The following is a 25,852-nucleotide window of genomic DNA, read 5'->3' on the forward strand; positions in this document are numbered from 1 at the left end:
ATGTAATATGATAGATTATATCCGTGCGAAGTACGAAGCCCCTTATCAACTTAGAACCGAGTTAATGGATTTTATCACAGAGGTAAACACCACAACAGGCGAAACGAGTGGTAAAATGGTAGGGTTATACAACCAAATGAAGATAATACAATACCCCTCTAGGAGTGTATATATAGAGGGCAGTTTGCATAAGTTTTTTAATAAGGCAGATTTTAACGGTAACGATTTTAATAGTCAGGATTTATCCGTAACCCTTTACGAGATAGAAAGGGTACTAGGTTTAACACCTCAACACCTAAAGCTGACTAACTTAGAATTTGGGGTAAATGTTACGCTCCCTTTTGACCCTCAAAAGGTACTCAATAACCTACTATTTTACCAAGATAAAGAGTTTACCAAGAGCATAACGGCGGGTAACTTTAGAGAAGTGGAAAAAACGCAGTATTTCGTAAAGATATACGACAAGTACAGGCAGTATAACGGCGATGATATAGAGGTAACCATAGTTAAGAACATACAGCCGAACACTTTTCGTTTTGAAATGAAGTACAGGAAAATGGAAAAACTCAACGATATAGGTATAACTTACCTTACGGACTTATTGGATACTGAAAAAGTGGAGCAATTAAAATACAGGCTACTAGAGTGTTTTAACGAGGTCTATTTTTACGATTTTACAATGCGTACCGATAAGATGAACAAGAGGGAGAAAGAAGCCATAAAAGACTACTGTAACCCTAATTTTTGGAGTAATATAGATGACAAGCGTAAAAAACATAAACATAAGCAGGATTATAATAAAATCGTTGTGAAACATAGCCAAAATATCAAGGCTAAAATATCCAATTTAATAGCTGAAAAATGGGACGAACTTTTGGCAAAAAGTGGTGACCAAATGACCGATATTTTAAATCAAAAGTGGCGACCAAATGACCAAGATTTAAGCAGTAAAAGTAGCGACCAAATGACCGATATTTTGAAACCTCAAAAAGCGACCAAATGCCAACTAGTATATAGTGTCATTCAGTCGCCTTTTACCCCTCTTGAAAAAACGGCTAAAAACGGAATAAAAAAAGAGGGTAAAAATGGGGCGACTGAATACGAAAAAAAAGAGAGGGTTTGCGAGGTTACGAAATTGGATATTTCAATGCAGAAAAAAGGGAGCAAATTTTTATGTTTCACGGGGCTAAAATATTATTGGAAAAATGAGCGTGAAATATTCAACAATTTAGAGAAAAAATATCTGCCGAGAAATAAGAGGGGTGTAAATTTGGAAGACAAGATTTATTTCATTGCTCACAATATCCGAAACGCTAAGTTTAACAAGAAACACAACAGGGCAAAGTTTGAGTCTAGGCATTACCCTGAATGGCAAATGCGGTTATTTTAACCAAAAACACCTCAAAAATCAATTTAAAAACATTTCTAATGTTAGGATATTACTTAGTAAAATATAATTGATTTTTGATACCTTAAAATCATTTTTAATGATAAGGGTAAAATATGAATCCAATAGGTACAGTTTAATTTACTTTTAGTTTAATCCTCTCCATATTACGAATTATTTACATTTACACTATCACTTACACTATCGGCATTTTTGGCATTGCTTGGTATGCGATTTATGCGAGTGCCATTTTTCGGTTACGCTCAATATACTAATAAGATTTCAACCTATCTAAATACTCAAAATACAGAAAAGTAAACTAATGGTTTACTTTTAATCCGCTTAAACTTACCGTTTGCGTCCGTATTATGGGCACTGTCTAAAATAACATCTATTTGATACAGTTTCTGACACGGTTCTTGATACGGTTGTTAATACAGTTCTTGATACAGTTGTTTATATTTGTAATATGGAAGACACAAAGGGACTAGGATATATGAGTGCAGATAATAAACCTTTATTTAAACTAATGGAGACGGTGTGTATCACTCGTAAGAGTAGAAACCCCTTTATAAACTTTGAATGCTTCGCTAGTGCCTTACAAGTAAACACAAAGAAGTTACATAGTATACTAAAAGATAGGCAAATTCCTGATGAGGTTATCGTTGGAGGTTATGAGGCTTTAAATCCAAAGAAACGCCCTTTATTCTACCGAGATAAGGCACTAGAGTATATAAAACAGTTGGGGTAAATATGGGGTAAAATGGGGTAAGTTAGAAAAGCGGTAATGTTCGGTAAATATTCGGTAAACTGCGGTAAAAGAGAAAGGAAAAAGGTTCGGCAAATATTCGCTAAACTTCGCTAAAACGAAATGTTCAGTAAATATTCAGTAAACTTCAGTAAAAATAACCTCATCAAATATTTAATGTTTTTAATATCCTCCAGGGGGAATTTTTGGAGTCCATAAAAAAGGGTAACATTTATTACATTCTGACACTATAAAAAGGGATTAGATGAGGTTATAAAATTACTTTACACTTTTGTATATATGTAACAAATTCATTACATTTGCAATATCATAACAACAAGATGAGGAAAATATATAGGACTGATGAATTTAATCTTTTCTTTGAAACAGCAGACCAAAGGTTAAGAGAGAAGATTGTTTATATATCAGAAATAATAGCAACGCAAACGATAATAAACACCAAAATAGCGAAAAGATTAGTAAATACTGACTTATATGAGATAAGGATAAAAACAGATAATGAGTATAGGATATTAACCTTTACAATGGATAACAAGGATATAAACCAATGCAAAAAGTTGATATTTATAAACGCATTCAAAAAGAAAGACACAAAGGACTATAATAAACATATTAAGGTAGCAATAAAAATATTAGAACAATGGGGGCAATAAAAATAAATTGGGATAAAGTAGAAAAAGAACTACCTACAATGAACGAGTATATAGATACTACTCACGGAAAAGTAGGAACACCACAAAGAGAAGAGTTCCAAGCAAAGGCACTAGCTTACTATTATGGGGAATTGATAAGAGAAGCTAGAAAAGAAAGAGACCTAACGCAGGAAGAACTAGCAAAAAAGGTAGGCAAAAACAGGGCGTATATCGCAAAAATTGAACAGGGTAAAACAGATTTGCAGTTATCTAATTTTTTAGCCTTATTGAGGGCATTGGATTTGTCTATGAATATCGGTTAAATATTAACTACGGTAACGAATAAAAAACAGGGGTAAAAATACCCCCTTTTCATTTATTCAAAATGAGGGTAAAAATGAGTAAAACGCACTTCGGTGGTAACAACGGTGGTAACAAATTTTCAAAAAATAAGTTAAAATATTGATTATCAATATATGGTTGTAGTCCTCATAGGGCTACAAACTACGCTTTTAGGCACTTTTCACGAAGTGCCTTTTATTTTTTCTATAAATAATCAAAAATAGAATTAAGTGAAAACAAAGAATTTTCTGAATAGAAAGCCCTAACTTTGCAAGACATAATTTTTTTTGAAATGCAAATCGGAATTACTCAAACACTTGAAATAAAAGAAAAAACAGATAATGGTTGGCTACTAACATCAGCTAGCGGTGAACAATGCCTACTCCCTAATATTTTCACTTTACCTAATATGGAGGCAGGAGATAGCCTAGAGGTATTTGTTTATCAAGATGAAGGAATCCTCAAAGCTACTACGGAAATACCTCTTTGTCAAGTTAATGAATTCGCCGTTCTCAACTGTGTGCAAGTATTGCCTAGCGGTGCTTTTATGGACTTAGGGATTATCAAAGATTTATTTGTACCTTATAAACAACAAAAGGGTAAAATGCAAGAGGGAAAACGCTATCTTATCTATGTTTATATAGATGAAGAAACAGGGTTACTTACAGGAACTACCAAATTTAAAAGAAATCCTCAGTATCAAAATTTATCATTAAAGAAAGGGGAGAAGGTAAACCTTATTCTTATGAATGAAACAGAATTAGGGTGGAATGTTATCATTAACCAAAAGTACATTGGATTGGTTTATAGTTCAGATGTTTACCAAAAACTTTATCCATTAAACGAAATAGAGGGGTATATTAAAAACATCAGAGAAGATGGTAAAATAGATGTAAGTCTGCAACCTGAAGGTTATACTAATATAGATGAATTCAAACAAAAAATATTAGATAAACTAGATGAAAATTATGGATTACTCTATCTATCTGACCAGTCATCTCCAGAAGAAATAAAGACTGAACTCCAGATGAGTAAAAAGAATTTTAAAAAAGCCATTGGAGGTCTTTATAAAGACAAAGTGATAGAAATTTTAGACGATAAAATTAAACTTCTATAAAAATGACTAAGACTGTTTTTTATCTAAAAACCTGTAGCACTTGCAAAAGAATTATGCAAGATTTAGATTTATCAGATTGGAATCTAAGAGAAATCAAAAGTGAGCCTATAAATGCAGAAGAACTTTCCCAAATGTATGCTGTTACAAAGTCTTATGAAGAGCTTTTTAGTAAGCGTTCTACTCAAATTAAAGCAAACAATATAGATGTGAAAGAGTTGAAAGAAGAAGACTTCAAAACACTTTTATTACAGCATTATAGTTTCTTAAAACGACCTGTATTTCTTATAGGAAAAGAAGATATCTATATAGGTAATAGCTCTAAAACTATAGAAGCGTTAAAACAAAAATATTTTTAAATAAACAACCGTTTCAGTACAATTTGAAACGGTTGTTTATATTTATATATAACTCGTTGTGCATTTTAAATAATACTGATTTTTAGATGATTTAATTTTCTTTGGAAGATAAATTTATTGATATATTGAATAACCGTTGCGGCGGTTATTTTACTGATTATCCTTGTTTTAAAGCCTTCAAAAGTTTTAGCATTGTTTCTTTTAATCGTAAATTGGTCGCAAAGTTGAGAGAAAAATGTCTCAATTCGTTTTCGCTTTTTCTTGTACAATGAAAATTGAGGAATATAATCTTTCTGATTACTTCTCATTGGTGTATCTAATTTAATATTAGCATAGTTAAATAAATCTATTTGAACTTTTGCTGATAAATAGCCTCTATCTCCAATTAAAGTACAGTTTCGCATTTGCTCACCAATATCTTTTAAATAGTGGATGTCGTAAACGGATGCAGGGCTTATATCAAAATTCTTAATCACACCATTTAAAGAACATACTGCGTGTAGTTTATAGCCATAGAAATATAATTTCTGTGAAGCACAATAACCATATGTTGGTGAAGAATAGGATTGCTCTTTACAAATTTTTGAACGAGTAGAACGAGCGTTTTCACAAACTTTCATTGGCATGCTATCAACGATAAAAATATCTTCAAACTCATTGAACTCCATCGAAATACGCTGTCTAATTTGCTCTGTTTGTAGGGATAGTCTTCGTTTTCGCTTATTGTAAACACTTCTTTCAATTTTGTTTATCAGAGAGTTTGGCAATTTTCTAAATAACTGTAATTCGCTATCAATACTCAAGTATTCAGCAGTAATATTAAGACTTATGACTTCTAAATCGCTCATTTTAGGTGTTCTTCTCTGATAACTAATCAGTTGATTTTCTGAAAAAAGTCCTAAAACTTCCAAAATTCTTTCATATATTTGCTCTATGTTGTTCATTTATATCGTTTTATAGCAAAAACAATATACTGATTTTCAGTCTAATAAACAACTCTTGTTTTTTTCATTTCATAATGCACAACGGGTTTATATATACTATCCTCTAAGTCTTTCTAACAAAACCATCATAAGGAAAGACAAAACAACCAAAGTTTCCTCTTCATCATCTATGTCTAACATTCGGTTAAGTTGAAATTTTCTACCAAAAAAAGAAGGCATTTTTTTCAACTGAAAATAAGTTTTACCCGAAGCATCTTTAACGGAGTAGCTAGGATTAAACAAATAACCCGTAAAAAAACTTAAAATAGGGATTTCACCTACAAAACTATCCAAAATCTTAACGAAAGCATTATCCTCCGAAATACTATACTTTAATTGGTTATTTTCGTCTATTATGTCATAATGAGCCTTCCATATAGAACGCATACCTTTTCTGGCCAGTCTTCCATAAAGTTTATTATTAACAATATCTAACATAGAATAAGACGCATTAAAGTCTAGCCATCTATCTGCCTTTATACGAAATAATTCTTGCTCTTTTTTCTCGTCATTATAAACTACTACATCTTCTTTTAGCTTAAACATTTTCTGTCTTACATAGGCTACATAATTGCCATTTTTATCCGTAATATTAAAATCACTGGCAAGGGTAGTTAGTTTAAACTTAAAGTCTAACGGATAATTTAAATTTTTAAGTACCATATTTAAAATTATTTAGGTTGAATCTCTCTTTGATATTTTACAATATTATAGATACCATAAGCTAAACATACTTGAGCTATAATATAAGTTATCATTACCGCAAGACCTTTGTACACATTATAATATTCAAAGAAAATAGAATGAGCAAGAATCGTATCCGATATTACAAAAAACAAAGCTCCAAATTTAATGTATTTATTTTTTAAGCCTAACGAAAAATAAAGCATTACCGATATAGCAGAAGCATACACAATTACAGGGATTTTCATCTCACCTAAATGACCCCAAAACAAGCTAATAAAAGTAACTAAATAAATAGCTATCGGTAACAATTTTACTAAAGAAAATTGAGGCGACTTTATTCTATAAAAACAGATAATATAACCCGTTGTGCATTATGAAATGAAAAAAACAAGAGTTGTTTATTAGACTGAAAATCAGTATATTGTTTTTGCTATAAAACGGTATAAATGAACAACATAGAGCAAATATATGAAAGAATTTTGGAAGTTTTAGGACTTTTTTCAGAAAATCAACTGATTAGTTATCAGAGAAGAACACCTAAAATGAGCGATTTAGAAGTCATAAGTCTTAATATTACTGCTGAATACTTGAGTATTGATAGCGAATTACAGTTATTTAGAAAATTGCCAAACTCTCTGATAAACAAAATTGAAAGAAGTGTTTACAATAAGCGAAAACGAAGACTATCCCTACAAACAGAGCAAATTAGACAGCGTATTTCGATGGAGTTCAATGAGTTTGAAGATATTTTTATCGTTGATAGCATGCCAATGAAAGTTTGTGAAAACGCTCGTTCTACTCGTTCAAAAATTTGTAAAGAGCAATCCTATTCTTCACCAACATATGGTTATTGTGCTTCACAGAAATTATATTTCTATGGCTATAAACTACACGCAGTATGTTCTTTAAATGGTGTGATTAAGAATTTTGATATAAGCCCTGCATCCGTTCACGACATCCACTATTTAAAAGATATTGGTGAGCAAATGCGAAACTGTACTTTAATTGGAGATAGAGGCTATTTATCAGCAAAAGTTCAAATAGATTTATTTAACTATGCTAATATTAAATTAGATACACCAATGAGAAGTAATCAGAAAGATTATATTCCTCAATTTTCATTGTACAAGAAAAAGCGAAAACGAATTGAGACATTTTTCTCTCAACTTTGCGACCAATTTATGATTAAAAGAAACTATGCTAAAACTTTTGAAGGCTTTAAAACAAGGATAATCAGTAAAATAACCGCCGCAACGGTTATTCAATATATCAATAAATTTATCTTCCAAAGAAAATTAAATCATCTAAAAATCAGTATTATTTAAAATGCACAACGAGTATAATATAAAAAATATGTGCTAATAAAAAACTAGCTAATCCATACAAAAAACCAGAGTCTTTTAGTAAGAAAACATCACCTAAAAAACTAAAAAACAACCCTGTTAAAAAAAGCTTATTATTACTTAGTGACTTAGTTTTATTAAGTTGATAATAAATTAAAGCTATTATAGGAATTAGTAGTGGCTTACTATATATTCTTATACCTATCTTGTCAAAATAGATTCCTAGTAAATCTACAATGAAAACAATACTCAATAGTATGATGTAGCCTATTTTTTTCATTTCTTAATTATTAGTTAAGCCCTGTAATTACACCATTATCATCTATATCCATTCCTTCGGCAGCAGGGATACTAGGCAACCCAGGCATACGCATAGTAGTCCCAAGCAACGGGATTACAAATCCTGCTCCAGCAGCAAATTCAAACTCTCTTACTGTAACTTCAAAATTTTCAGGTCTGCCAATTTTAGAATCGGTATCACTAAGAGATTTCGGTGTTTTTACCATACAAACAGGAAGTCCTGAAAGTCCTAAAGATTCTATCTTTTTCAATTGAGTTTTAGCTTTGGAAGTATAGGCAACAGATGATGCCCCGTAGATTTCTTTAGCTATTTTTTCTATCTTTTCTGGTATGGTTTCTGTGTAAGTATAAAGTGGCTTAAAATTGCAACTATTACTTTCCGCTAACTCAGCAACTGCTTTAGCTAATTCTTTCGTACCTTCTCCACCTTTGGTAAATCCATAGGAAACCACAGCTTCTATGCCTTTCTCTTTACATTTTTCTTTAATAAAATTTATTTCCTCCTCACTATCCGTATCAAAATGATTGATAGCTACCACAGGCTTCAATCCAAATTTCATTATATTTTCTAGATGTTTTTCTAAATTACCTATTCCTTTTTTTACAAAATCTAGATTAGGTGTACCATACTCCTCTTTTTTAGATCCTCCGTGATGCCTCAAAGCCCTTACCGTAGCCACTACAACCACCGCATAAGGTTTTAGTCCAGAAGAAACACATTTAATATTAAGAAACTTTTCCGCTCCTAAATCTGCTCCAAAACCAGCTTCAGTTACGGTATAATCAACTAAAGAAAGTCCCATTTTAGTCACTAAAACAGAATTAGTACCTTGTGCTATACTTGCAAACGGACCACCGTGTAAAATAGCAGGATTGCCTTCTAGGGTTTGTACGAGATTAGGTTTTATAGCGTCTTTTAGAAGTATAGCCATTGCCCCTACAACATTTAAATCTCTAGCATAGATTGGCTTTTTATCGTAAGTACTTCCTACATAGATGTTTCCTAAACGCTTTTTGAGATCCGAGAAATTTTCAGCTAAACAAAGAATAGCCATAACTTCAGAAGCAGGTGTGATATTGAAACCATCTTCTCTAGGAATACCATTTGCAGAACCTCCAAGCCCAATTACTATTTGTCTTAAAGCCCTATCATTCATATCCATTACTCTTTTCCAAACCACCGTTCTAGAGTCTATATTAAGCGAGCGAGATGCGTTTTGAATATTATTATCAATAGCTGCTGCCAATAGATTATTTGCTTTTTCTATGGCAGAAAAATCACCTGTAAAATGTAGGTTAATGTCCTCCATTGGAATCACTTGGGAATAACCACCACCCGCAGCTCCACCTTTAATTCCAAAAACAGGACCTAAAGACGGCTCTCTTAATACTGCTATAGTTTTTTTTCCAATTTTATTAAGTCCCTCGGTAAGTCCTATACTTACGGTAGTTTTACCTTCTCCTGCTGGTGTAGGTGTAATTGCTGTAACAAGAATAAGTTTAGATGTTCTTATTTTACTTTCGTCAATTAAAGATAACGGAAGTTTAGCTTTATACTTTCCGTATAGTTCTAAGTCATCTTCTGGAATGTTAACCTTTGCAGCAATTTCTTTTATCGGTAATATTTTTGCACCTTGTGCTATTTCTAAATCTGATGGAAAGCTCATAATACCTAGTTTTTAACAATTTAACTAAATCCAAATTTACTAAAACCTAAAGCAATTGGAAAATTATTAAACCTATATTTTATCATTGTTTTGTAAATTTCCAAATACTTTCTATTAAATTTACCATTGACTCCACGATAATTTTTTCTCATAAAAATTAGGCTGATTAAAAAAAATATTTTAATTTTGCCGACTGTTAATCAACCTCTGACGAGAGCCGTGTATGTTGTTTGGCATAAACTTATTTTATTTATTAAAAATGGATTTAATTAAGTACGTACAAGACAAGTACATTACAAAGAAAGAATTCCCTGAATTCAAAGCAGGTGATACCATCACTGTTTACTACGAAATTAAAGAAGGTCAAAAAACAAGAACTCAGTTCTTTAAAGGAGTTGTTATCCAACTAAGAGGAACTGGAGCTACTAAGACTTTCACTATCAGAAAAATGAGTGGCGATGTGGGCGTAGAAAGAGTATTCCCTATCAATATGCTTGCTCTACAAAAAATCACAGTAGACAGAAGAGGTAGCGTAAGAAGAGCTAGAATCTACTACTTCCGTGACCTTAGAGGTAAAAAAGCTAGAATTAAAGATAAGCCTTATATTGCTAAATAATTTAGGCTTTACTAGAAGATTTAAACCTAAATCCCTCTTAATTATTAGAGGGATTTTTTTATTTATACACCATTTCATAACTTTGTAGAATATAAAATAATATAATGCACAAAGCAGGATTCGTAAATATCGTAGGAAAGCCTAACGCAGGTAAATCCACTCTTCTTAATCAATTGATGGGTGAGAAACTAGCGATAGTAACTAAAAAAGCACAAACCACAAGACATAGAATATTCGGGATTTATAATGAACCTGATTTACAAATTGTTTTTTCAGATACTCCAGGAGTGTTAGACCCAAAATATGGACTTCAGGAAAAGATGATGGATTTTGTGAAAGATTCTCTACAAGATGCAGATGTCTTTCTTTTTATAGTAGATGTAACAGACAAAGAGGCTCCGTCAGAATTTCTTGTAGAAAAGTTGAATAAAATTCCTGTTCCTGTACTTATCCTTATCAATAAGATAGACCAAACCAATCAAGAGGAATTAGAGAAATCAATGCATTTTTGGCACGAACAAATACCTAAGGCGGAAATACTGCCTATATCTGCACTAGAAGGATTTAATACAGATGTTATTTTACCGAAACTAAAATCTTTACTTCCTGAAAATCCGCCATATTACGATAAGGAACAGTTTACGGATAAATCTGAACGCTTTTTTGTAAATGAAGCCATCAGAGAAAAAATCTTGCTTAATTATGAAAAAGAAATTCCGTACTCAGTAGAGGTGGTTACAGAAATGTTTAAAGAAAAAGAAGGCATTATTTTTATAGACTCTATCATCTATGTGGAAAGAGACAGCCAAAAAGGTATTTTAATAGGACATAAAGGTGAAGCTATAAAAAAGGTAGGCACACAGGCGAGACTTGATTTGGAAAAGTTTTTTGATAAGAAAATCCATCTTAATCTTTTTGTAAAAGTTAGAAAAGATTGGCGTAAAAATGAAAGAGATTTGAAAAGTTTTGGTTATAGATAAAACCAATTATTTACGAGTACAAAAAAAGACTATCTTAAATACTTAGAGATAGTCTTTTTTTATATATTCTTTAGAACCAAATCTTTTTATCTATCTATTGACCCCATTACTTTTTGGGCAAAGCTATTGAGGGCGTCTTTTTCAGCCATACCATCTTGTACATTATGATGTACTTCTATAGCTCCACAGATATTAGTTATCATTTCGCCGATTAAGTTCATTTCTTCTTCGGATACGCCTCTAAATTCGGTATAAGATTCTAAAACCTCTAGCGTTGCTGCTAAATTTTCAGCTGTATTATTTTGATAGAATTGTCTTATAATTGGTAATTTCATAGCTTATTTAATTTCGTTGAACAAATTATTAAGGCTTTCTGCTTGGTTGGTTTGCACTTGGTTTACCAATGCTCCATTTTTAAAAGCAGCAAAAGTAGGTAGGTTATCCACTTTAGCAAGCTTACGGCTCTCAGGCAGTTTTTCAGCATCTACATAGTAAAATGGTATATCTTCGTTTTCCGAAGCTAATTTTTTAAATTTAGGTTTCATTATACGGCAATTACCACACCATGAAGCACCGTATTGCACCATTACTTTTTCATTCTCGTTTACTATTTGTTGAAGTTGGTCTTCTGTTAATTCTTGATACATTGTATTATATTTTTAAGTTAAAAGTATTAAAAAAGAGGTCTGAGAAAAATCAAACCTCTTTTTATTAAATTACTATTTTTAGTGTTTTGCTAAATATTCTGCGGTTGATTTTCTATCAGCATGCATAGCCTCTTTACCTTCTTCCCAGTTAGCAGGGCAAACTTCACCGTGCTTCTGTACGTGAGTATAGGCATCTATAAGTCTTAAAAACTCTTTTACATTTCTACCTAGAGGCATGTCGTTTACTGCTTCGTGGAAAATTTTTCCTGTTTCATCTATCAAATAAGTAGCTCTGTAAGTTACATTTGAACCTGAAAGAATTTCATTTCCTTCTTCATCATAATCAAAATCTTGCTCTACAATTCCTAAAGCATTAGCTAGTTGTCTGTGAGTATCTGCTAAGATTGGGTAAGTAACGCCCTCAATACCACCATTATCTTTAGGTGTGTTTAACCAAGCAAAGTGTACTTCGTTAGTATCACAAGAAGCACCAATTACTTTAGTATTTCTCTTTTCAAACTCACCTAGAGCTTCTTGAAAAGCGTGTAATTCTGTTGGACAAACAAAAGTAAAATCTTTTGGATACCAAAATAATAATACTTTTTGTTGATTTTTTGTTGCTTCTTCTAGAATGTTAATTCTTAGATTATCTCCCATTTCAGACATTGCATCTACTGTAATGTTTGGGAAAGGTCTTCCCACTAATGACATATTTTTATATTTTTTGAGTTATTTAAATTTTTCTTTTACAAATTTTACAGATATAAAAAGATTCAGTTAATGAATTACATTATTATTGATAGTTAATATCTATCAATCAAAAAGAATTTATGAGTTAAACATTATATTTAGCTAAAGTTTCTTTGATACGCTTCATTGCTTCTATTATCTGTTCATCGGAAGTGGCGTAAGATAAGCGAATACAGTTGGTATCTCCAAATGATACACCTCCAACAGTAGCCACATGAGCTTTTTCTAAAAGGAACATCGCAAAATCATCAGAGTTATTGATGGTAGTATCCCCCAAGGTTTTTCCAAAATAGTAAGAAACATCAGGGAAAAGATAGAATGCACCTTTAGGCAGATTACATTTAAAACCTGGTATTTCGGATATAAGTTGATGAGCTAGGTTTCTTCTTTCTTTAAACTTATCTATCATAGGTTGTAGTTCTAATGGCTGCATTTCTAATGCCGTAATAGAAGCAATTTGTGCAATGGTATTAGCCCCAGAAGTTACTTGCCCTTGTATTTTATCGCAAGCAGATGCCAACCACTGTGGAGCAGCAGAGTAGCCTATTCTCCAGCCCGTCATAGCATAAGCCTTAGAAACACCATTGATGACTACCGTCTGATTAAACACTTGTGGAAACTGGGCTATAGAAGTATGTTTACCTTCGTAATTTAAAAACTCATAAATTTCGTCGGAAATTATCACAATCTCTGGATACTTAGCTAAAGTATTAGCAATAGCTTCCAATTCTTCATAGGTATAAAAACTTCCAGAAGGATTACAAGGCGAACTAAATAAAATCGCTTTAGTCTTTGGAGTAATGGCAGCTTCTATTTGTTTAGGAGTTACCTTAAAATCAGTTTCTATAGAAGTTTCTATAAAAACGGAATTCCCACCCATCATTCTTACCATTTCGTCGTAGCTTACCCAATATGGCGAAGGCAAAATGACTTCATCTTCGTCGTCTATAAGAGCGGCTAATACATTAGAAATGGACTGTTTAGCTCCCGTAGAAACACAAATTTGACTAGGAGAGTACTCCAAATTATTATCTCTTTTTAACTTATTACAAATAGCTTGTCTAAGTTCAGGAAATCCTGTTATAGGAGAGTAATGACTATAATTATCATCAATAGCTTTTTTAGCAGCTAATTTTATTTTTTCAGGAACATCAAAATCGGGTTCCCCAAAAGTCATACTAATAACATCTATACCTTCCGCTTTCATAGCACGGGCTTTATTAGACATTACAAAGGTTTGGGAATAGCTCAGTCTCTCAACGCGTTTAGATAATTTGCTCATAGTATATTTTTATTAGCAACAAAATTACGGATTTTGATTAAACATTTCACCATATTTATGGCTTAAATGTAAAGCTAAGTTAAATCAAAATAAATAATTATTTTTGCTAAAAATATCATCGCAATGAATAACACTTCTGATTCTAAATTTAAAAAATGGCTTAAACGAGTAGGTTGGGGAGGACTAATCTTCTTTACCGCAAAAGGGTTGGTTTGGTTAGCTGTATTTTATTTCGGTGCAGATGCTTTAAAGGGATGTGTGAATAATTAAACTCTGTATAAAATTTCTTTAAACTAAGTTATACTGCAAAACAGCTGTGAATTTTGAAATAAACCTAAGCTATAAAAAAGTATAATGAAACAAAAAAGCCGTTGAATAGTTTTAAAGTTTGAAATTATTTAACTACCCGTTATTGTAAATATCAAATATGATAAACTTTGAAAACCATTTGTCAGAAATTTTAGACTTACCAGATACTTGTCTTGATTTTTGTAAGGATGAATACGAAATAAAAAATGTTAAAAAAAACACCTTTTTATTAGGAGAAGGAGAGGTGGCTAAATGGGCTGTTTTTGTAGAAAACGGACTTTTAAGAATGTATTCTATAGACACCCAAGGTAAAGAACACATCATTCAGTTTGCTCCAGAAAAATGGTTGCTTTCAGACAGAAATAGTTTATTCTTTGATGAAAAATCTAAATTCTATATAGAAGCAGTGGAAGATAGTCAAGTCTTATTACTAAAACCTTCATTTTTTGCTCAAATAATAGAAAAGTTTCCACAAACAGCAGCATCACAAGAGATGTTGTTACAAAAACACATCAGAAATTTACAAAACAGAGTTAATTCCTTATTGGGTGCAACAGCCGAAGAAAGATACTTAGATTTCATAAAAATGTATCCCGATATTTTGCAACGAGTACCACAATGGATGGTGGCTTCCTATTTAGGGATTACCCCAGAAAGTTTAAGCAGAGTTAGAAAGAATATTGCAGAAAAAGGGAAACTTTAATCTAAAGATAACTTTCTTTAGAAAACCAAATTATTTTTCTAAGTCTTATATTTGCGGAATGAATCAGCAAGATACCATTTGTGCATTAGCTACAGCCAATGGAGTAGGAGCCATAGGCATTATTAGAGTTTCGGGAGATGACTCTATTAACATTACAAATACTATTTTCAAAGGGAAAGATTTAACTAAAGTTGACTCTCACACGCTTCATTACGGATTTATCGTCCAAGGCGAGGAAGTGATAGATGAAATCATGATAAGTATTTTTAAAGCCCCAAAAAGCTTTACTACAGAAGATTCCGTAGAGATTTCGTTTCATGGGTCGCCTTTCATTGGTAAAAGAATTTTAGATTTATTGATAGCCAACGGTTGCAGAATGGCTAAGGCTGGAGAGTTTAGTATGAGAGCCTTTATGAATGGTAGAATAGACCTTTCTCAGGCGGAATCTATAGCAGACCTTATAGCTTCTGAAAGTGAAGCAGCAAGAAAAGTAGCCCTAAACCAACTCAAAGGCGGTATATCTAATGAGATTTCTATTTTACGAAACGATTTACTTAATTTTACTTCTCTCATAGAACTTGAACTTGACTTTGCTGAAGAAGATGTAGAATTTGCTGACCGAACTGAATTGACTCAATTATTACAAAAATTAAAGTCTAAACTTGGTGGTTTATTAGAAAGTTTCCAATACGGAAATGCCGTTAAAAATGGAGTTCAAGTAGCTATCATTGGTAAGCCCAATGCTGGAAAATCTACCTTGTTAAATGCTTTACTTAAAGAGGAAAGAGCTATAGTATCTGATATTGCAGGAACTACCAGAGATACCATAGAAGAGGTACTACATATTGGTGGACACGCTTTTAGATTTATAGATACCGCGGGAATTAGAGATACCGCCGATAGAGTAGAGAGCATAGGTGTAGAAAAGGCTAAAGAAAAAATAAATACAGCAGATATTCTATTGTATTTATTTGATATAAAAGATAGTACTCCTAACGAAATTATAAATTTCATTACCTCTTTAGGGCGCCCTGACCTTAAGGTTATTTTACTCCAAAACAAAATAGATTCTAGTAGTGAAACTAAGACTGATGATTTTTGGAAACAGTTAAAAGAGGTTCTCGTTCCTGATTTTACTCAAACCATTTTGGGTATTTCGGCTAAGGAAGGTAAGAATATAGAAATTTTAAAAAACGAACTGGTAGCTTATATAGAGGAATTAAAAACCTCTGAAAGTACCATTATTACCAATCAGCGTCATCAAGAAGCAGTACAAAAATCGCTTCTTTCAGTACAAAAAGTGGAAGAAGCCATAACAAATAGAATCTCTACCGAACTTTTAGCCTACGAACTTCGTGCTGCCATGGAGCATCTAGGTGAAATTTCAGGGGAGTTTACCAATGACGAAGTGCTAGGCAATATCTTTGGAAAATTCTGTATTGGAAAGTAAAATTTATAAAACTTAACCCGTTGTGCATTATGAAATGAAAAAAACAAGAGTTGTTTATTAGACTGAAAATCAGTATATTGTTTTTGCTATAAAACGATATAAATGAACAACATAGAGCAAATATATGAAAGAATTTTGGAAGTTTTAGGACTTTTTTCAGAAAATCAACTGATTAGTTATCAGAGAAGAACACCTAAAATGAGCGATTTAGAAGTCATAAGTCTTAATATTACTGCTGAATACTTGAGTATTGATAGCGAATTACAGTTATTTAGAAAATTGCCAAACTCTCTGATAAACAAAATTGAAAGAAGTGTTTACAATAAGCGAAAACGAAGACTATCCCTACAAACAGAGCAAATTAGACAGCGTATTTCGATGGAGTTCAATGAGTTTGAAGATATTTTTATCGTTGATAGCATGCCAATGAAAGTTTGTGAAAACGCTCGTTCTACTCGTTCAAAAATTTGTAAAGAGCAATCCTATTCTTCACCAACATATGGTTATTGTGCTTCACAGAAATTATATTTCTATGGCTATAAACTACACGCAGTATGTTCTTTAAATGGTGTGATTAAGAATTTTGATATAAGCCCTGCATCCGTTCACGACATCCACTATTTAAAAGATAGTGGTGAGCAAATGCGAAACTGTACTTTAATTGGAGATAGAGGCTATTTATCAGCAAAAGTTCAAATAGATTTATTTAACTATGCTAATATTAAATTAGATACACCAATGAGAAGTAATCAGAAAGATTATATTCCTCAATTTTCATTGTACAAGAAAAAGCGAAAACGAATTGAGACATTTTTCTCTCAACTTTGCGACCAATTTATGATTAAAAGAAACTATGCTAAAACTTTTGAAGGCTTTAAAACAAGGATAATCAGTAAAATAACCGCCGCAACGGTTATTCAATATATCAATAAATTTATCTTCCAAAGAAAATTAAATCATCTAAAAATCAGTATTATTTAAAATGCACAACGAGTTATTGCTATTATTATTTTATCTATTTCACTTATAGCAGTTTCCTTATTTTCTAATTCTTTGAATACCTTATTAGCTTTTTTTCTTGATTTTATATTAAGACTAAATACTGGCATGACCCCTTCTAATTCAAATTGATAGGTTATCTTATAGAATTTATCTTCTAAATCATATTCCTTTGTTATGAGGATTTGTCCGTGCTTTTCAGTATCGTGTAGAATTGCAAATTTTTCTTTCATATCTCGTTATTTTTTATTGTTTCTTTTAGTTGCCTTTGTCTAAAAAGGAGTTCCTCGTGGATTTTAACCCACTCCTCCTCATAACTTTCATCTTCGAGTCTTCTCTTCAGCTCGGCGATGATTTCGTTGAGTTCCTCCTCCGTTGGAGGAAAAAATTCATTTCCTATACTTTCTTGCATTTGTTCTGTTTTTTGCGTTGTTCTTCTAACTCTTTGGCTTTTCTTAAAGCCATTTTAGCGTCTTGCTTCTGCTGATATTTCCTAAACTCAAATTGGAAATTATTAAAGGTCTTCATCTAGTAAATCGTTTATTTGGTCTGGTATGTAGCTGTGCTGAATGATATATGCGTCTATCAATTGCCAATTTCCTTTTTTGTTTTCAAAATGAAGGAGGCGGTCTTGTCCGTATTTCATTATTGGAGCTTCCCATTTAGCGTGGGCTATCCAATCACTTATGACCTGCAATTTCAGAGTGAATTTCATTTCCTTTCTTTTGGATATGCCGTGATGTAGCAGAAGTCTCTCTTGCCATGTTAGTAGCCTAAAAATACTATCTAGGCTTAGGATGTGGATATAAGTGTTATATGCTTTCATTTTGTGTTTAGTTTAGTATTACATTTTCTTTTCGATAACCTTCTTCCCAAATAATCATTGGCTTGTTTCCACCGTATCGGGTGGTTTCTGCTGGGGAGGCGAGAAACTTATGCACTCGTATTTTTACATCCGAATGATAGCGTATTTCATCTGCTACTTCGCCTTTTGGCTGTGAACCTTGGGCGTGGCTGATGAAGATAAATAGCTTGTTTTTAAACTCATTTAAAAGGGCTTTTAAATCCTCTCTATTGGCAGAGAGATATTGCAAACTGTCTATAAAGATGATATTCGGACTTCTCTCTTTTCTAAGTCTTGCTTTTAATTGCTCCAAATCATCGGAGTAAAAACTAAACCTACTCCCCACGGATTGCATATTATTTGCCTCTAAAGCCTTTCTAAAAGAGAGTTTCATTCCCTCCTCTAAGGTATTGTAAAATACTTTTTGAAATTTTGTCAGATATTTGGCTAACTGCAGGGCAAAGCGTGTTTTTCCGTTGCCCGAAAGCCCCCAAATAATCCAACACCCCAAAACTTCGGGTTCGCCTATTAATTCTAGCCAATCGCCCTCGAATTTCATCGTGTTAAATTTGCGTTTGGCTATATCTTTATAAGAAAAAGCAGGCGGTACTTTTATTTTGTTTTCTTCGTTCATTATGCTGCTTGATTAAGTAATAAGTGTTTTTTCACCTTTTGTTTTACTATTCTCAAATCGCCGTTTGATAAATGATATATCATTTCGGCTTCCTCTCTATCGTTTAACCCATTAGCCTCACATACTGTTATTACATCTTCAAGGCTCGTTGGGTTCAGTTTGATAAAAGTACCTCCAAGGCGAGAGAGTACCTCTTTGTAGCCTATTTTGTCAATTTTCGCCCCTCTGATAATCCTTTTCTCTAAGGCAGGAACACCCACAACAACGAAATAAGTCGTTGTATAAATCCATAAAGAGGTCAAACGCTCCCTCTTTTAGTTTATCCATTTGGTCTATTATTATGAGTGGGTTTTCTAAAGTCATCACATGGGAAATAAACGCCTCTATCATTTCTTCTTTCGTCCCTTCCGCTTTGATACCGCAGGCATTCAAAAGGGCTTTTATATAAGACTTTGTTTGCCAGTAGTTTTTACATTCGACATAAATTACATTGTCGTTGTTGCGTTCATACGCTTTGTATGCTTCACTTTTTCCAATACCAGCGTCGTAACTTATAGCGGCTGTTAGTTGCGTTTCTTGAGCTTTTCGTAAAAGTTCCGTAAGCAATCTGAAATTAGAAGTTTCAGCCGTTTTCCAATTGAGGTCAATCTTCAAAGTCGCCTGCACTTTTCGCCACATACTATCGGCGATGTTCTGCCATTTGCCTGCAATCATATTGCTCACGGTTCCGTTAGAAACACCTAGTTTCACAGCTAGCTCTACTTGGGAGAATTTGAATTGTTCGGTCTTTCTCTTACCGTTTCCTGCCAGTCTAAATAGCTCCGTTGCAATCGTTGTTTTTTGTGCTTCTGTTATCATATCGTCTTGTTTAAAGTTGATGCAGAAGGCTTTCGCCACGGTCTGCTTTTATGTTTAGTTTTTTGCTATTCACATTTTGTGTTTTTATCGCCATTTCTTGCTCGGCGATAAGGCGTTCGGTGCTAATACCCGTTTTCTTTTCTAAATCACGGAGTAGTTGTAAATCTCTTTGATACTCCAGCTCTGCCACTCGCATATCCTTTTGGGCTTGTTCTTTTTCGCCGTCGGGCATTAGTTTTGGTACAACCTCAAAACTTCGTTTTGGTTCCGCGTATGCCACAAAATATTTTTCCCCGTTTTGGTTCACTTTGATTAGTTGAATGTGTGCGTCCATAGCATCAGGGTCATAACGAACGATGAATTTATCGCCGACATACTTTCTTCTAAATTCAAGGTCTATATCGCCGTTGTGGTCATACACCTCGTATGTATATGCTTTTTTATCCACGACCACCTCTATCCCGTGAGCTCTATAAGTGATTAGTTTTTTCTTTTCTTCCACCCACATCATTCTCATAATCTCCATTAAATCTAATGGCTCACTTACGAGCATTTCCTCTGCAAATACCTCATTTCGTGTTTTATCTTTTTTGTCGAAGTGTTCGCTATTGTTCCATTGTTTTACTATGAATTTCCATTGTGCCTCCACTTGCTCCTTAGTCGGCATTTTATCTATGTTTGCCGTGATGAAATCGGCGTTCATTCGGCTTTGGTCGCTTTTGGTTTTCACGCCCAAACCGTCGCTATTGTAGAGTTTTGTAACGCATTGCTGTTGTAGTCTTCGGATAATTCCCTCAGCAGGCGAGCTGTGTCGTCTTGCTTGGTGTGGATAGTGAGTTCCTCCATCTTTCGCCACTAACTCCGAATAAATCTCTTGCATCTTTTGCGACTTATGCCCCGCTTGCTGGTCGTAAGTGAATAGGTAAGGTCTTACGCCCGCCGTTTGTACCGCCATTTTTACCGCCTTAAAGTGGTCGGTCATGCTTTCAGTTTCAGAGAAGCTCCAGCCGATAATCTTTTCTGAGTACACATCAAACAGAATATTCACACGCTTGTAAGCCTCCAGCTTGTTGGTCTCGGTATTTAGATAGAGTAAGTCCAGCTTAGTCCCGTCAATTGCCCAGTAGCAATTCGGAAACCAACGGCGTTTATCTCTTTTCAATGTATGTTTAAACTTGCGGTCGTAGGCTTCTTTGCCGTTTCGTCCGATAGTCCAAATACGGACATTTTCTTGCTTATTCAGAAAACGATTAACTGCAGATTCTGAAATAGTACCCCAGCCGTTTTCCTCTCTAATTTCGTTGTATTTGGCAATGAGTTCGGGAATGGTGTATTTTATAGGTAAAGCGTAAACCGCTAAAATCCAATCGGCAATATCGCCTTTTATAATTGCGGTGTTTTGGTTGCCCTCTCCTTTATGTATGAAAGACGAAAAGCCCTCTTTGATATAGCGTTTGTATCGGATTTTTAGGTTCTTGGTTGTGGTAGGCAAATTATGCTTCCATTTCTCTGTATCTAAGCTATTTACCGCATCGGATACATTGTCCCATATTTTGGTCTTTTGCTTATTGTTCTTTACTGCATAATTTTTTTGCTCCAAAATAGCTGTTATAGCATTGAGTATACAGCAATTAGTGGCTCTTTCTATTTGCTTTTTATCCGATAGTTTTCGCCCGTCGGGGTTTCTATGTTTAGAGAAAAAACGAATAGCGGCTGCATCGGGGACAATGTAAGGCTCTAAATCATTTCTTTGTACTACCTTGTTGTAATCCCCTAATTTTTCTTTGCACATCGTTTTTATTTCTTCTGGCAAGTCATGGTAACTTAATAGAGCGTAGTTACCTTCTCCTTTTCCATCTCTACTCCTTACTAATACCTTTTTTTGGCATTTTTTCTTATATACATCATACGACATTACACCCCAATCCTCATACAACAGGCTGGCTGGTATGCTTAGGATATTTTTGTAATATTCGTATGTCTTGCTCATTTTAATTATTTTATCACTTAGCTCCCGAGGCGGTTTCGCTCCGCTTAACTAGTCTTACTAGCTCGGGATAAATCACTAAATTTGTGGTGTCTAATCAAAAAATTATAGTGATATGTTAAAAAAGAATATTAGGGCAGATGTTAAAAATTGCCTTCTTTCCATTTCTTTTAGAATTGAGTGTTCCGCTTCCGAAGTTCAGGCGTTAAAAGAACATTACGAATGCCTTTTGCGTTTTTATAAACTGCAGGGCAACTTTCACCTAGAGGATTTATCTGACGCATATAGCATATTTCTATTTTCTTTGGATATTGAGAAGTCAATAAAGAGCTTCCATCTTTCCGTAGTTGCTCTTCGGAATATTTTCTTAAATGATTTAGAAATAATTCGGCAGCTTCATTATATACATGAGCCGGAATTTTCATATCGGGTGTTACCTCCATTTTTAAATACATAAGTTCTGTTTTTTTTTGTTCCCGCTGGGGGCTTGAACCCCAGTGCCTGCCTGTCGGGATAAATCACTAAATTTGTGTCGCTAAACTTTAAATTTTCGTGATATGCATATTCTTAAATCTCAGTTCTATGAGTGGTATCATTTGTTTTTTACTGAAGAATCAAAAAATCGTTTTTTAGATGCTAATTCAGAATTTTACAATCAATTAGCCTCTATTGGTATTCCTCTTTCAGATTTGGCTTGTTTGGAGGTATTGGCAACCTACCGAAAGGAATGCTATTATTTACCCTTATACTGGAGTGATAATGCAAAGGTGCAGGGGATTCTATTGGAAAATATAGCTCGTAATTATAGGGCTGTACCCGTTGATAAAAGCCCCGATTTACTTGATGCTGACGCACCCCTTCAAACCCCACTATTACCAGATGAGCAACCAATCTTGAAACAATATCTAATGTTTTTTGATAGTTAAAAGCCCGTAGCTCCACATCGGTTATCTCATCGTAGTAGCAAGTGTTTACAAGATTTTCTCTGAAAACACTCTCGCCCTCTTGTGTCTGTATATCAAATGATATGAGAAATTTGTAACCTTTCATTTTAAAGTAGTTTTAAAAATAGTTTAAAGACCTAAGTGCTTCTTCTCTTGTGGCAATTCGCTCTCTTAGAACAAAGAGCTTTTTTCCAAAAAGAGTGAACCAATATTTTTTTATGCAATACCTCTCTACTAAAGGGTGGTGGTAAGTAATTGTTATCATATCTTATTATTTTATTATTTCTTTCAATACTTCATCGGTCACTTTGTTTAAAGCATTTAGTGCTTTGTGATAATCCTTTTTTATATTTTCGGCGGTTTCACTATGTCTGTCTCCACGAAGACTTTTTCTCACGGTGTCCGCCTCTACATTATACTTTTCGCATAGCTCTGCTATAATGCGTTGATTGTACTTATGTTTTTTATTCATACTTTTGTCGGTGGTTTTGTTTGTATTATTTAACAGGACAAAATTCGAAACTTATTTCGATATTACAAAATATAATTCGAAATATTTTTCGATAAATATTTTAAAATACTGATTATGAGTGATATTAATTTTAGAATAAAAGAGCTTGTTGTTCACTTTTCTAATGGAAACAATAGTGATTTCGCTAAAAAATTAGGAGTAAATGAAGCCAATGTTCGTAATTATATAGCTGGAACAGAGCCTAAATTTAATTTTTTAGAGAAGATAGTAAACGTATTCGAAATAAGTTACGAGTGGCTCCTTACAGGTAGGGGCGAAATGTTTAAAAGGGAGCAAAATGGAGATATAGAAAAATCTAGAAACCTAATACCTTTCTATGATGATGTGGCTACTATTGGAGGGACGGATTTAGTCGCAGATACCTACAACGCAGTATCCGTAGCTACAGACTATATAGACGCAGGAGATTGGTTCCCGAGTGCTACTGCTGCAATTAGACACTATGGTACCAGTATGATAGAATATCCGAACGGGTGCATACTAGCCTTAAAGCGTATCTATGACACTAATAGCATTGTTTGGGGTAGAAATTATGTTATAGAAACTGACGAAATAAGAGTAACAAAGCGAATGCAAACCTGTAAAACAGATGATGAGTGCATTATGGCGTATAGTACCAATACAGAAACTTATCCCGACGGACAACTAGTCCACGAGCCATTTAAAATAAGAAAAGAAAACATTAGAAGAATTTTCTTGGTATTGGGTAGAGTGGTAAAAGAGTACAGTTCAGACCCTGTATTTGTAGGATAATAGTAAAAAAATACTACAAAATATCCTTCTATTACTGTTTTTTACATCTTTAAAACATTAAAATGCTGAATATCAATAATATAAATAATAAGCAATATTGTTTATATGTAGTTACACCCCCTTTAAACCCTATTTTTTGCGTGTTTAATTCGTGTTTAATGTAATTACACCCCATTTAAAAGGTTAAAAAAATACGCTTTTTGTCCCCCTAAGTATCCCCCTAAGTGTCCCCCTAAATATAAAAATGCGGTTTTTGGGTTGGGTTAGGGCAGCGGTGGTCTGGCATTGGGGTATTGTTGTTATTGGGGTTCCTTTTTAGGTATAAAAAAAGCCCCAAAAGGGGCGTTTTTACGGTATTTTTTGGGTTTTGTAGGTGTATCTTATATAATCCTAAAATAATTCATTTTAGTTGCATTTTTCAGGGTTTCAAAAACTCAATTAAAACTCAATTATTCTCAATTAAATGTATATTTCGTTTAGTTTGCTTTTTTGGGGCTTTTTTCGCTAAAACGCCTTTATTTTCGGGCTTTTTCGGGCTTTTTTATTCTATTCTAATTTAGATATTTTGTTATAAGGGGGATAAGGAATAGAAAAGGGCACAAACCAAAAAAATATTTTCCAACTAATATGTTTTTTGAATACCACAATCCTAGAAGCAGAGTTGGTAAAAGTTCCTATCGTTAATGAAAAAGGAACTACAGATGAAGGTAATAGCAAATTGAGTATCGGGATAAGTATAAGGCTAGCTCCGCCACCACAAATCGCACTAACCCAAAATGCTAATATAGTTCCTATAAACAGTAATGAAATTTTTAGTAACATTTATTTTCCTACTATTCTTTTTTATTCTTCTACATTTTTAAGTCCCATAAGGAGGTTATAAGCTCCTTTAGTAACAAATTTTTTATTCATAAGTTTGGTTAAATCTCCTGAAATTTCGGTATAACCATTTTCTGAATTTCCTATAGTAACAGGTACCATTCTAAATGTCTTCGGCTTTATTTCTTCAAAGATATACTGCTTACCTTCCCAAGTAAGAACGGCATCATCTGGCACAGACAAACTGTTTTGAGCATTAGCTTCTACATCAGCATTCATGAAAGAACCTGGAACCAAATCTGGCTGTCCACCAACAAAATGGCAGTGTACAGGAACACTTCTATCTGAATCAAAATTTTTACCAATTAAAATGATAGAGGCAGTGTATTTTTTATCTGGGTTTTGATTGGCATATGCATATACTTTCTGACCTATTTTAAGGTGCGATAAATCCTTCTCAAAAGCCTTTAATATCAGGTGAGTATCCTGAGTGTTTACTATTTCAAATAGCTTATCTACAGGAGAAACATATTGTCCTATATTTACATTTACCCTTGTGATGTATCCTGATATTGGGGCTCTTAATGCCACACTTCTTTGGATAGATTGAGGTGTGATTTTATCAGGGTTTACTCCTAAAATTCTAAGTCTTTCCGCTAAAGCGTTGATAGAAATATTTTGGTTTTTAGCTTCTGTGTGAGCCATTTGCATCGCCTTATCACTACTTGCTTGGCTTTGGTTAAGGTCTTTTTGACGCTGATAGTCTTTCTCTGCATACCCAAAATTAGACTTTGCCAATAAATAATCCTGCTGAAGCTGAACTAAATTAGGGTCTTCTAATATCGCCAAAACATCTCCTTTATTTACAAAATTTCCAGGCATAAACTTCGCAGACTTTACATAACCTCCACTAGGTGAAGATACGCTAGCCATACCTTGTGGCGGAACATCTATATTACCATTAAGGGTAATTTTAGAAGAAATTTCCTGTTCTGATAATAAAGTGGTTTGTATCCCAACGCTTTTCATTTGAGCATCGGTAAGGGTAATTTCGTTCTGATTGGCAGAAACTTCAAATGCAGGTTCTTCCGTAGTGTTTTCTTTTTTAGAGCAAGATAAAACAATGCTCCCTATGCTAAGTATTATTATAATTTTTTTCATT

General features: G+C 33.6%; 36 protein-coding genes. 15 read left to right on the forward strand and 21 right to left on the reverse strand.

Features of this window, described 5'->3' with window-relative positions; genetic code table 11:
- The first annotated feature begins 7 nt into the window (after positions 1-7).
- The 6 genes from VIX88_RS00860 to VIX88_RS00885 all read left to right on the forward strand — a co-directional run bounded on the left by VIX88_RS00860 (position 8) and on the right by VIX88_RS00885 (position 4,603).
- The gene (locus tag VIX88_RS00860; protein WP_214193952.1) at positions 8-1,390 is read left to right on the forward strand and encodes a hypothetical protein; all 1,383 of its coding nucleotides are present in this window, start codon (positions 8-10) and stop codon (positions 1,388-1,390) included.
- Between the two features lie 466 nt (positions 1,391-1,856).
- A complete protein-coding gene (locus VIX88_RS00865; RefSeq protein WP_154136908.1) occupies positions 1,857-2,138 on the forward strand; it encodes a hypothetical protein in 282 nt (93 codons plus the stop codon).
- Positions 2,139-2,476: 338 nt separating this feature from the next.
- The gene (locus tag VIX88_RS00870; RefSeq protein WP_052911093.1) at positions 2,477-2,809 is read left to right on the forward strand and encodes a type II toxin-antitoxin system RelE/ParE family toxin; all 333 of its coding nucleotides are present in this window, start codon (positions 2,477-2,479) and stop codon (positions 2,807-2,809) included.
- Positions 2,797-3,111, forward strand: coding sequence for a helix-turn-helix domain-containing protein (locus VIX88_RS00875; protein WP_064968565.1), 315 nt, complete (start codon positions 2,797-2,799; stop codon positions 3,109-3,111). Before VIX88_RS00870 ends, VIX88_RS00875 begins: the two co-directional genes overlap by 13 nt.
- A 311-nt stretch (positions 3,112-3,422) precedes the next feature.
- Entirely contained in the window at positions 3,423-4,247 is an 825-nt protein-coding gene (locus VIX88_RS00880) for a S1 RNA-binding domain-containing protein (RefSeq protein WP_064970713.1), read from the forward strand.
- A 53-nt stretch (positions 4,248-4,300) separates the two neighbouring features.
- On the forward strand, positions 4,301-4,603 hold the full coding sequence (locus tag VIX88_RS00885) for an arsenate reductase family protein (protein ID WP_081276920.1): 303 nt from the start codon (positions 4,301-4,303) through the stop codon (positions 4,601-4,603).
- 65 nt (positions 4,604-4,668) lie between these two features.
- Here VIX88_RS00885 and VIX88_RS00890 read toward each other — a convergent pair whose 3' ends face one another.
- The 3 genes from VIX88_RS00890 to VIX88_RS00900 form a co-directional block, all read right to left on the reverse strand.
- The gene (locus tag VIX88_RS00890; RefSeq protein ID WP_214193953.1) at positions 4,669-5,547 is read right to left on the reverse strand and encodes an IS982-like element ISRa1 family transposase; all 879 of its coding nucleotides are present in this window, start codon (positions 5,545-5,547) and stop codon (positions 4,669-4,671) included.
- 96 nt (positions 5,548-5,643) lie between these two features.
- Complete coding sequence (locus VIX88_RS00895; protein ID WP_109474973.1) at positions 5,644-6,249, reverse strand: hypothetical protein; 606 nt, start codon at positions 6,247-6,249, stop codon at positions 5,644-5,646.
- Between the two features lie 8 nt (positions 6,250-6,257).
- A complete protein-coding gene (locus VIX88_RS00900; protein WP_237190377.1) occupies positions 6,258-6,581 on the reverse strand; it encodes a lysoplasmalogenase family protein in 324 nt (107 codons plus the stop codon).
- A gap of 138 nt (positions 6,582-6,719) precedes the next feature.
- Here VIX88_RS00900 and VIX88_RS00905 point away from each other — a divergent pair, with 138 nt between their 5' ends.
- On the forward strand, positions 6,720-7,598 hold the full coding sequence (locus VIX88_RS00905) for an IS982-like element ISRa1 family transposase (protein ID WP_127919822.1): 879 nt from the start codon (positions 6,720-6,722) through the stop codon (positions 7,596-7,598).
- Here VIX88_RS00905 and VIX88_RS00910 read toward each other — a convergent pair.
- Together VIX88_RS00910 and VIX88_RS00915 are read right to left on the reverse strand one after the other, a co-directional pair.
- On the reverse strand, positions 7,591-7,896 hold the full coding sequence (locus VIX88_RS00910) for a lysoplasmalogenase family protein (protein ID WP_237190375.1): 306 nt from the start codon (positions 7,894-7,896) through the stop codon (positions 7,591-7,593). The genes VIX88_RS00905 and VIX88_RS00910 overlap by 8 nt on opposite strands.
- Positions 7,897-7,906: 10 nt before the next feature.
- Positions 7,907-9,583 carry a formate--tetrahydrofolate ligase gene (locus VIX88_RS00915; protein ID WP_214193954.1) on the reverse strand — a complete coding sequence of 559 codons (1,677 nt, stop codon included), beginning with the start codon at positions 9,581-9,583 and terminating at the stop codon, positions 7,907-7,909.
- 259 nt (positions 9,584-9,842) lie between these two features.
- On the opposite strand from VIX88_RS00915, the gene rplS reads away from it, so the two are divergent.
- Together rplS and era are read left to right on the forward strand one after the other, a co-directional pair.
- A complete protein-coding gene (rplS, locus tag VIX88_RS00920; RefSeq protein WP_064971174.1) occupies positions 9,843-10,199 on the forward strand; it encodes a 50S ribosomal protein L19 in 357 nt (118 codons plus the stop codon).
- Between the two features lie 104 nt (positions 10,200-10,303).
- Positions 10,304-11,179 (forward strand): GTPase Era, encoded by an 876-nt coding sequence (gene era, locus VIX88_RS00925; protein WP_049334382.1) that lies wholly within the window; start codon positions 10,304-10,306, stop codon positions 11,177-11,179.
- Positions 11,180-11,265: 86 nt separating this feature from the next.
- Here era and VIX88_RS00930 read toward each other — a convergent pair whose 3' ends face one another.
- The 4 genes from VIX88_RS00930 to VIX88_RS00945 form a co-directional block, all read right to left on the reverse strand.
- Positions 11,266-11,514: a DUF6952 family protein gene (locus tag VIX88_RS00930; protein WP_064971170.1), complete on the reverse strand. Its 249-nt coding sequence runs from the start codon at positions 11,512-11,514 to the stop codon at positions 11,266-11,268.
- A 3-nt stretch (positions 11,515-11,517) separates the two neighbouring features.
- On the reverse strand, positions 11,518-11,826 hold the full coding sequence (locus VIX88_RS00935) for a thioredoxin family protein (RefSeq protein WP_014938864.1): 309 nt from the start codon (positions 11,824-11,826) through the stop codon (positions 11,518-11,520).
- 78 nt (positions 11,827-11,904) lie between these two features.
- A complete protein-coding gene (locus VIX88_RS00940; RefSeq protein WP_153926813.1) occupies positions 11,905-12,537 on the reverse strand; it encodes a peroxiredoxin in 633 nt (210 codons plus the stop codon).
- A 124-nt stretch (positions 12,538-12,661) separates the two neighbouring features.
- Entirely contained in the window at positions 12,662-13,858 is a 1,197-nt protein-coding gene (locus VIX88_RS00945) for a pyridoxal phosphate-dependent aminotransferase (protein ID WP_222535117.1), read from the reverse strand.
- A gap of 123 nt (positions 13,859-13,981) precedes the next feature.
- On the opposite strand from VIX88_RS00945, the gene VIX88_RS00950 reads away from it, so the two are divergent.
- From VIX88_RS00950 to VIX88_RS00965, 4 genes are all read left to right on the forward strand, one after another.
- Positions 13,982-14,128, forward strand: a complete 147-nt coding sequence (locus VIX88_RS00950) for a hypothetical protein (protein WP_004919138.1) — start codon at positions 13,982-13,984, stop codon at positions 14,126-14,128.
- Between the two features lie 157 nt (positions 14,129-14,285).
- Positions 14,286-14,870, forward strand: coding sequence for a Crp/Fnr family transcriptional regulator (locus VIX88_RS00955; RefSeq protein WP_004919136.1), 585 nt, complete (start codon positions 14,286-14,288; stop codon positions 14,868-14,870).
- A 58-nt stretch (positions 14,871-14,928) separates the two neighbouring features.
- Entirely contained in the window at positions 14,929-16,320 is a 1,392-nt protein-coding gene (gene mnmE, locus VIX88_RS00960) for a tRNA uridine-5-carboxymethylaminomethyl(34) synthesis GTPase MnmE (protein WP_064971173.1), read from the forward strand.
- Between the two features lie 102 nt (positions 16,321-16,422).
- Positions 16,423-17,301 (forward strand): IS982-like element ISRa1 family transposase, encoded by an 879-nt coding sequence (locus VIX88_RS00965; RefSeq protein WP_127919811.1) that lies wholly within the window; start codon positions 16,423-16,425, stop codon positions 17,299-17,301.
- On the opposite strand, the gene VIX88_RS00970 is transcribed toward VIX88_RS00965, so the two are convergent.
- From VIX88_RS00970 to VIX88_RS01010, 9 genes are all read right to left on the reverse strand, one after another.
- Entirely contained in the window at positions 17,298-17,552 is a 255-nt protein-coding gene (locus VIX88_RS00970) for a hypothetical protein (protein WP_127919817.1), read from the reverse strand. The genes VIX88_RS00965 and VIX88_RS00970 overlap by 4 nt on opposite strands.
- Positions 17,549-17,731, reverse strand: coding sequence for a hypothetical protein (locus tag VIX88_RS00975; protein ID WP_064970965.1), 183 nt, complete (start codon positions 17,729-17,731; stop codon positions 17,549-17,551). The genes VIX88_RS00970 and VIX88_RS00975 overlap by 4 nt, the downstream gene beginning before the upstream one ends.
- A complete protein-coding gene (locus tag VIX88_RS00980; protein ID WP_255887025.1) occupies positions 17,716-17,847 on the reverse strand; it encodes a hypothetical protein in 132 nt (43 codons plus the stop codon). The genes VIX88_RS00975 and VIX88_RS00980 overlap by 16 nt, the downstream gene beginning before the upstream one ends.
- Complete coding sequence (locus tag VIX88_RS00985) at positions 17,834-18,145, reverse strand: hypothetical protein (protein ID WP_064970966.1); 312 nt, start codon at positions 18,143-18,145, stop codon at positions 17,834-17,836. The genes VIX88_RS00980 and VIX88_RS00985 overlap by 14 nt, the downstream gene beginning before the upstream one ends.
- A gap of 7 nt (positions 18,146-18,152) precedes the next feature.
- Entirely contained in the window at positions 18,153-18,797 is a 645-nt protein-coding gene (locus tag VIX88_RS00990; RefSeq protein ID WP_081276924.1) for an AAA family ATPase, read from the reverse strand.
- Entirely contained in the window at positions 18,797-19,057 is a 261-nt protein-coding gene (locus VIX88_RS00995) for a hypothetical protein (RefSeq protein WP_261390767.1), read from the reverse strand. The genes VIX88_RS00990 and VIX88_RS00995 overlap by 1 nt, the downstream gene beginning before the upstream one ends.
- A complete protein-coding gene (locus tag VIX88_RS01000) occupies positions 19,008-19,655 on the reverse strand; it encodes an AAA family ATPase (RefSeq protein ID WP_261390756.1) in 648 nt (215 codons plus the stop codon). The genes VIX88_RS00995 and VIX88_RS01000 overlap by 50 nt, the downstream gene beginning before the upstream one ends.
- Before the next feature lie 10 nt (positions 19,656-19,665).
- Positions 19,666-21,645 carry a hypothetical protein gene (locus tag VIX88_RS01005; RefSeq protein ID WP_064970968.1) on the reverse strand — a complete coding sequence of 660 codons (1,980 nt, stop codon included), beginning with the start codon at positions 21,643-21,645 and terminating at the stop codon, positions 19,666-19,668.
- Between the two features lie 167 nt (positions 21,646-21,812).
- Positions 21,813-22,085: a hypothetical protein gene (locus VIX88_RS01010; protein ID WP_064970969.1), complete on the reverse strand. Its 273-nt coding sequence runs from the start codon at positions 22,083-22,085 to the stop codon at positions 21,813-21,815.
- Between the two features lie 114 nt (positions 22,086-22,199).
- Here VIX88_RS01010 and VIX88_RS01015 point away from each other — a divergent pair, with 114 nt between their 5' ends.
- Positions 22,200-22,568: a hypothetical protein gene (locus VIX88_RS01015; RefSeq protein WP_214193956.1), complete on the forward strand. Its 369-nt coding sequence runs from the start codon at positions 22,200-22,202 to the stop codon at positions 22,566-22,568.
- Positions 22,569-22,857: 289 nt separating this feature from the next.
- Here VIX88_RS01015 and VIX88_RS01020 read toward each other — a convergent pair whose 3' ends face one another.
- Complete coding sequence (locus tag VIX88_RS01020) at positions 22,858-23,058, reverse strand: hypothetical protein (protein ID WP_064970971.1); 201 nt, start codon at positions 23,056-23,058, stop codon at positions 22,858-22,860.
- Between the two features lie 114 nt (positions 23,059-23,172).
- On the opposite strand from VIX88_RS01020, the gene VIX88_RS01025 reads away from it, so the two are divergent.
- The gene (locus tag VIX88_RS01025) at positions 23,173-23,871 is read left to right on the forward strand and encodes a LexA family transcriptional regulator (protein WP_064970972.1); all 699 of its coding nucleotides are present in this window, start codon (positions 23,173-23,175) and stop codon (positions 23,869-23,871) included.
- 546 nt (positions 23,872-24,417) lie between these two features.
- Here the strand turns inward: VIX88_RS01025 and VIX88_RS01030 are convergent.
- A complete protein-coding gene (locus VIX88_RS01030) occupies positions 24,418-24,693 on the reverse strand; it encodes a TSUP family transporter (protein WP_264308802.1) in 276 nt (91 codons plus the stop codon).
- 21 nt (positions 24,694-24,714) lie between these two features.
- Positions 24,715-25,851 (reverse strand): efflux RND transporter periplasmic adaptor subunit, encoded by a 1,137-nt coding sequence (locus VIX88_RS01035; protein WP_064970974.1) that lies wholly within the window; start codon positions 25,849-25,851, stop codon positions 24,715-24,717.
- Between the last annotated feature and the right edge of the window lies 1 nt (position 25,852).

The sequence above is a fragment of the Riemerella anatipestifer genome (genome assembly GCF_035666175.1).
In the GTDB taxonomy this organism is placed as follows: Bacteria; Bacteroidota; Bacteroidia; order Flavobacteriales; family Weeksellaceae; genus Riemerella; species Riemerella anatipestifer_D.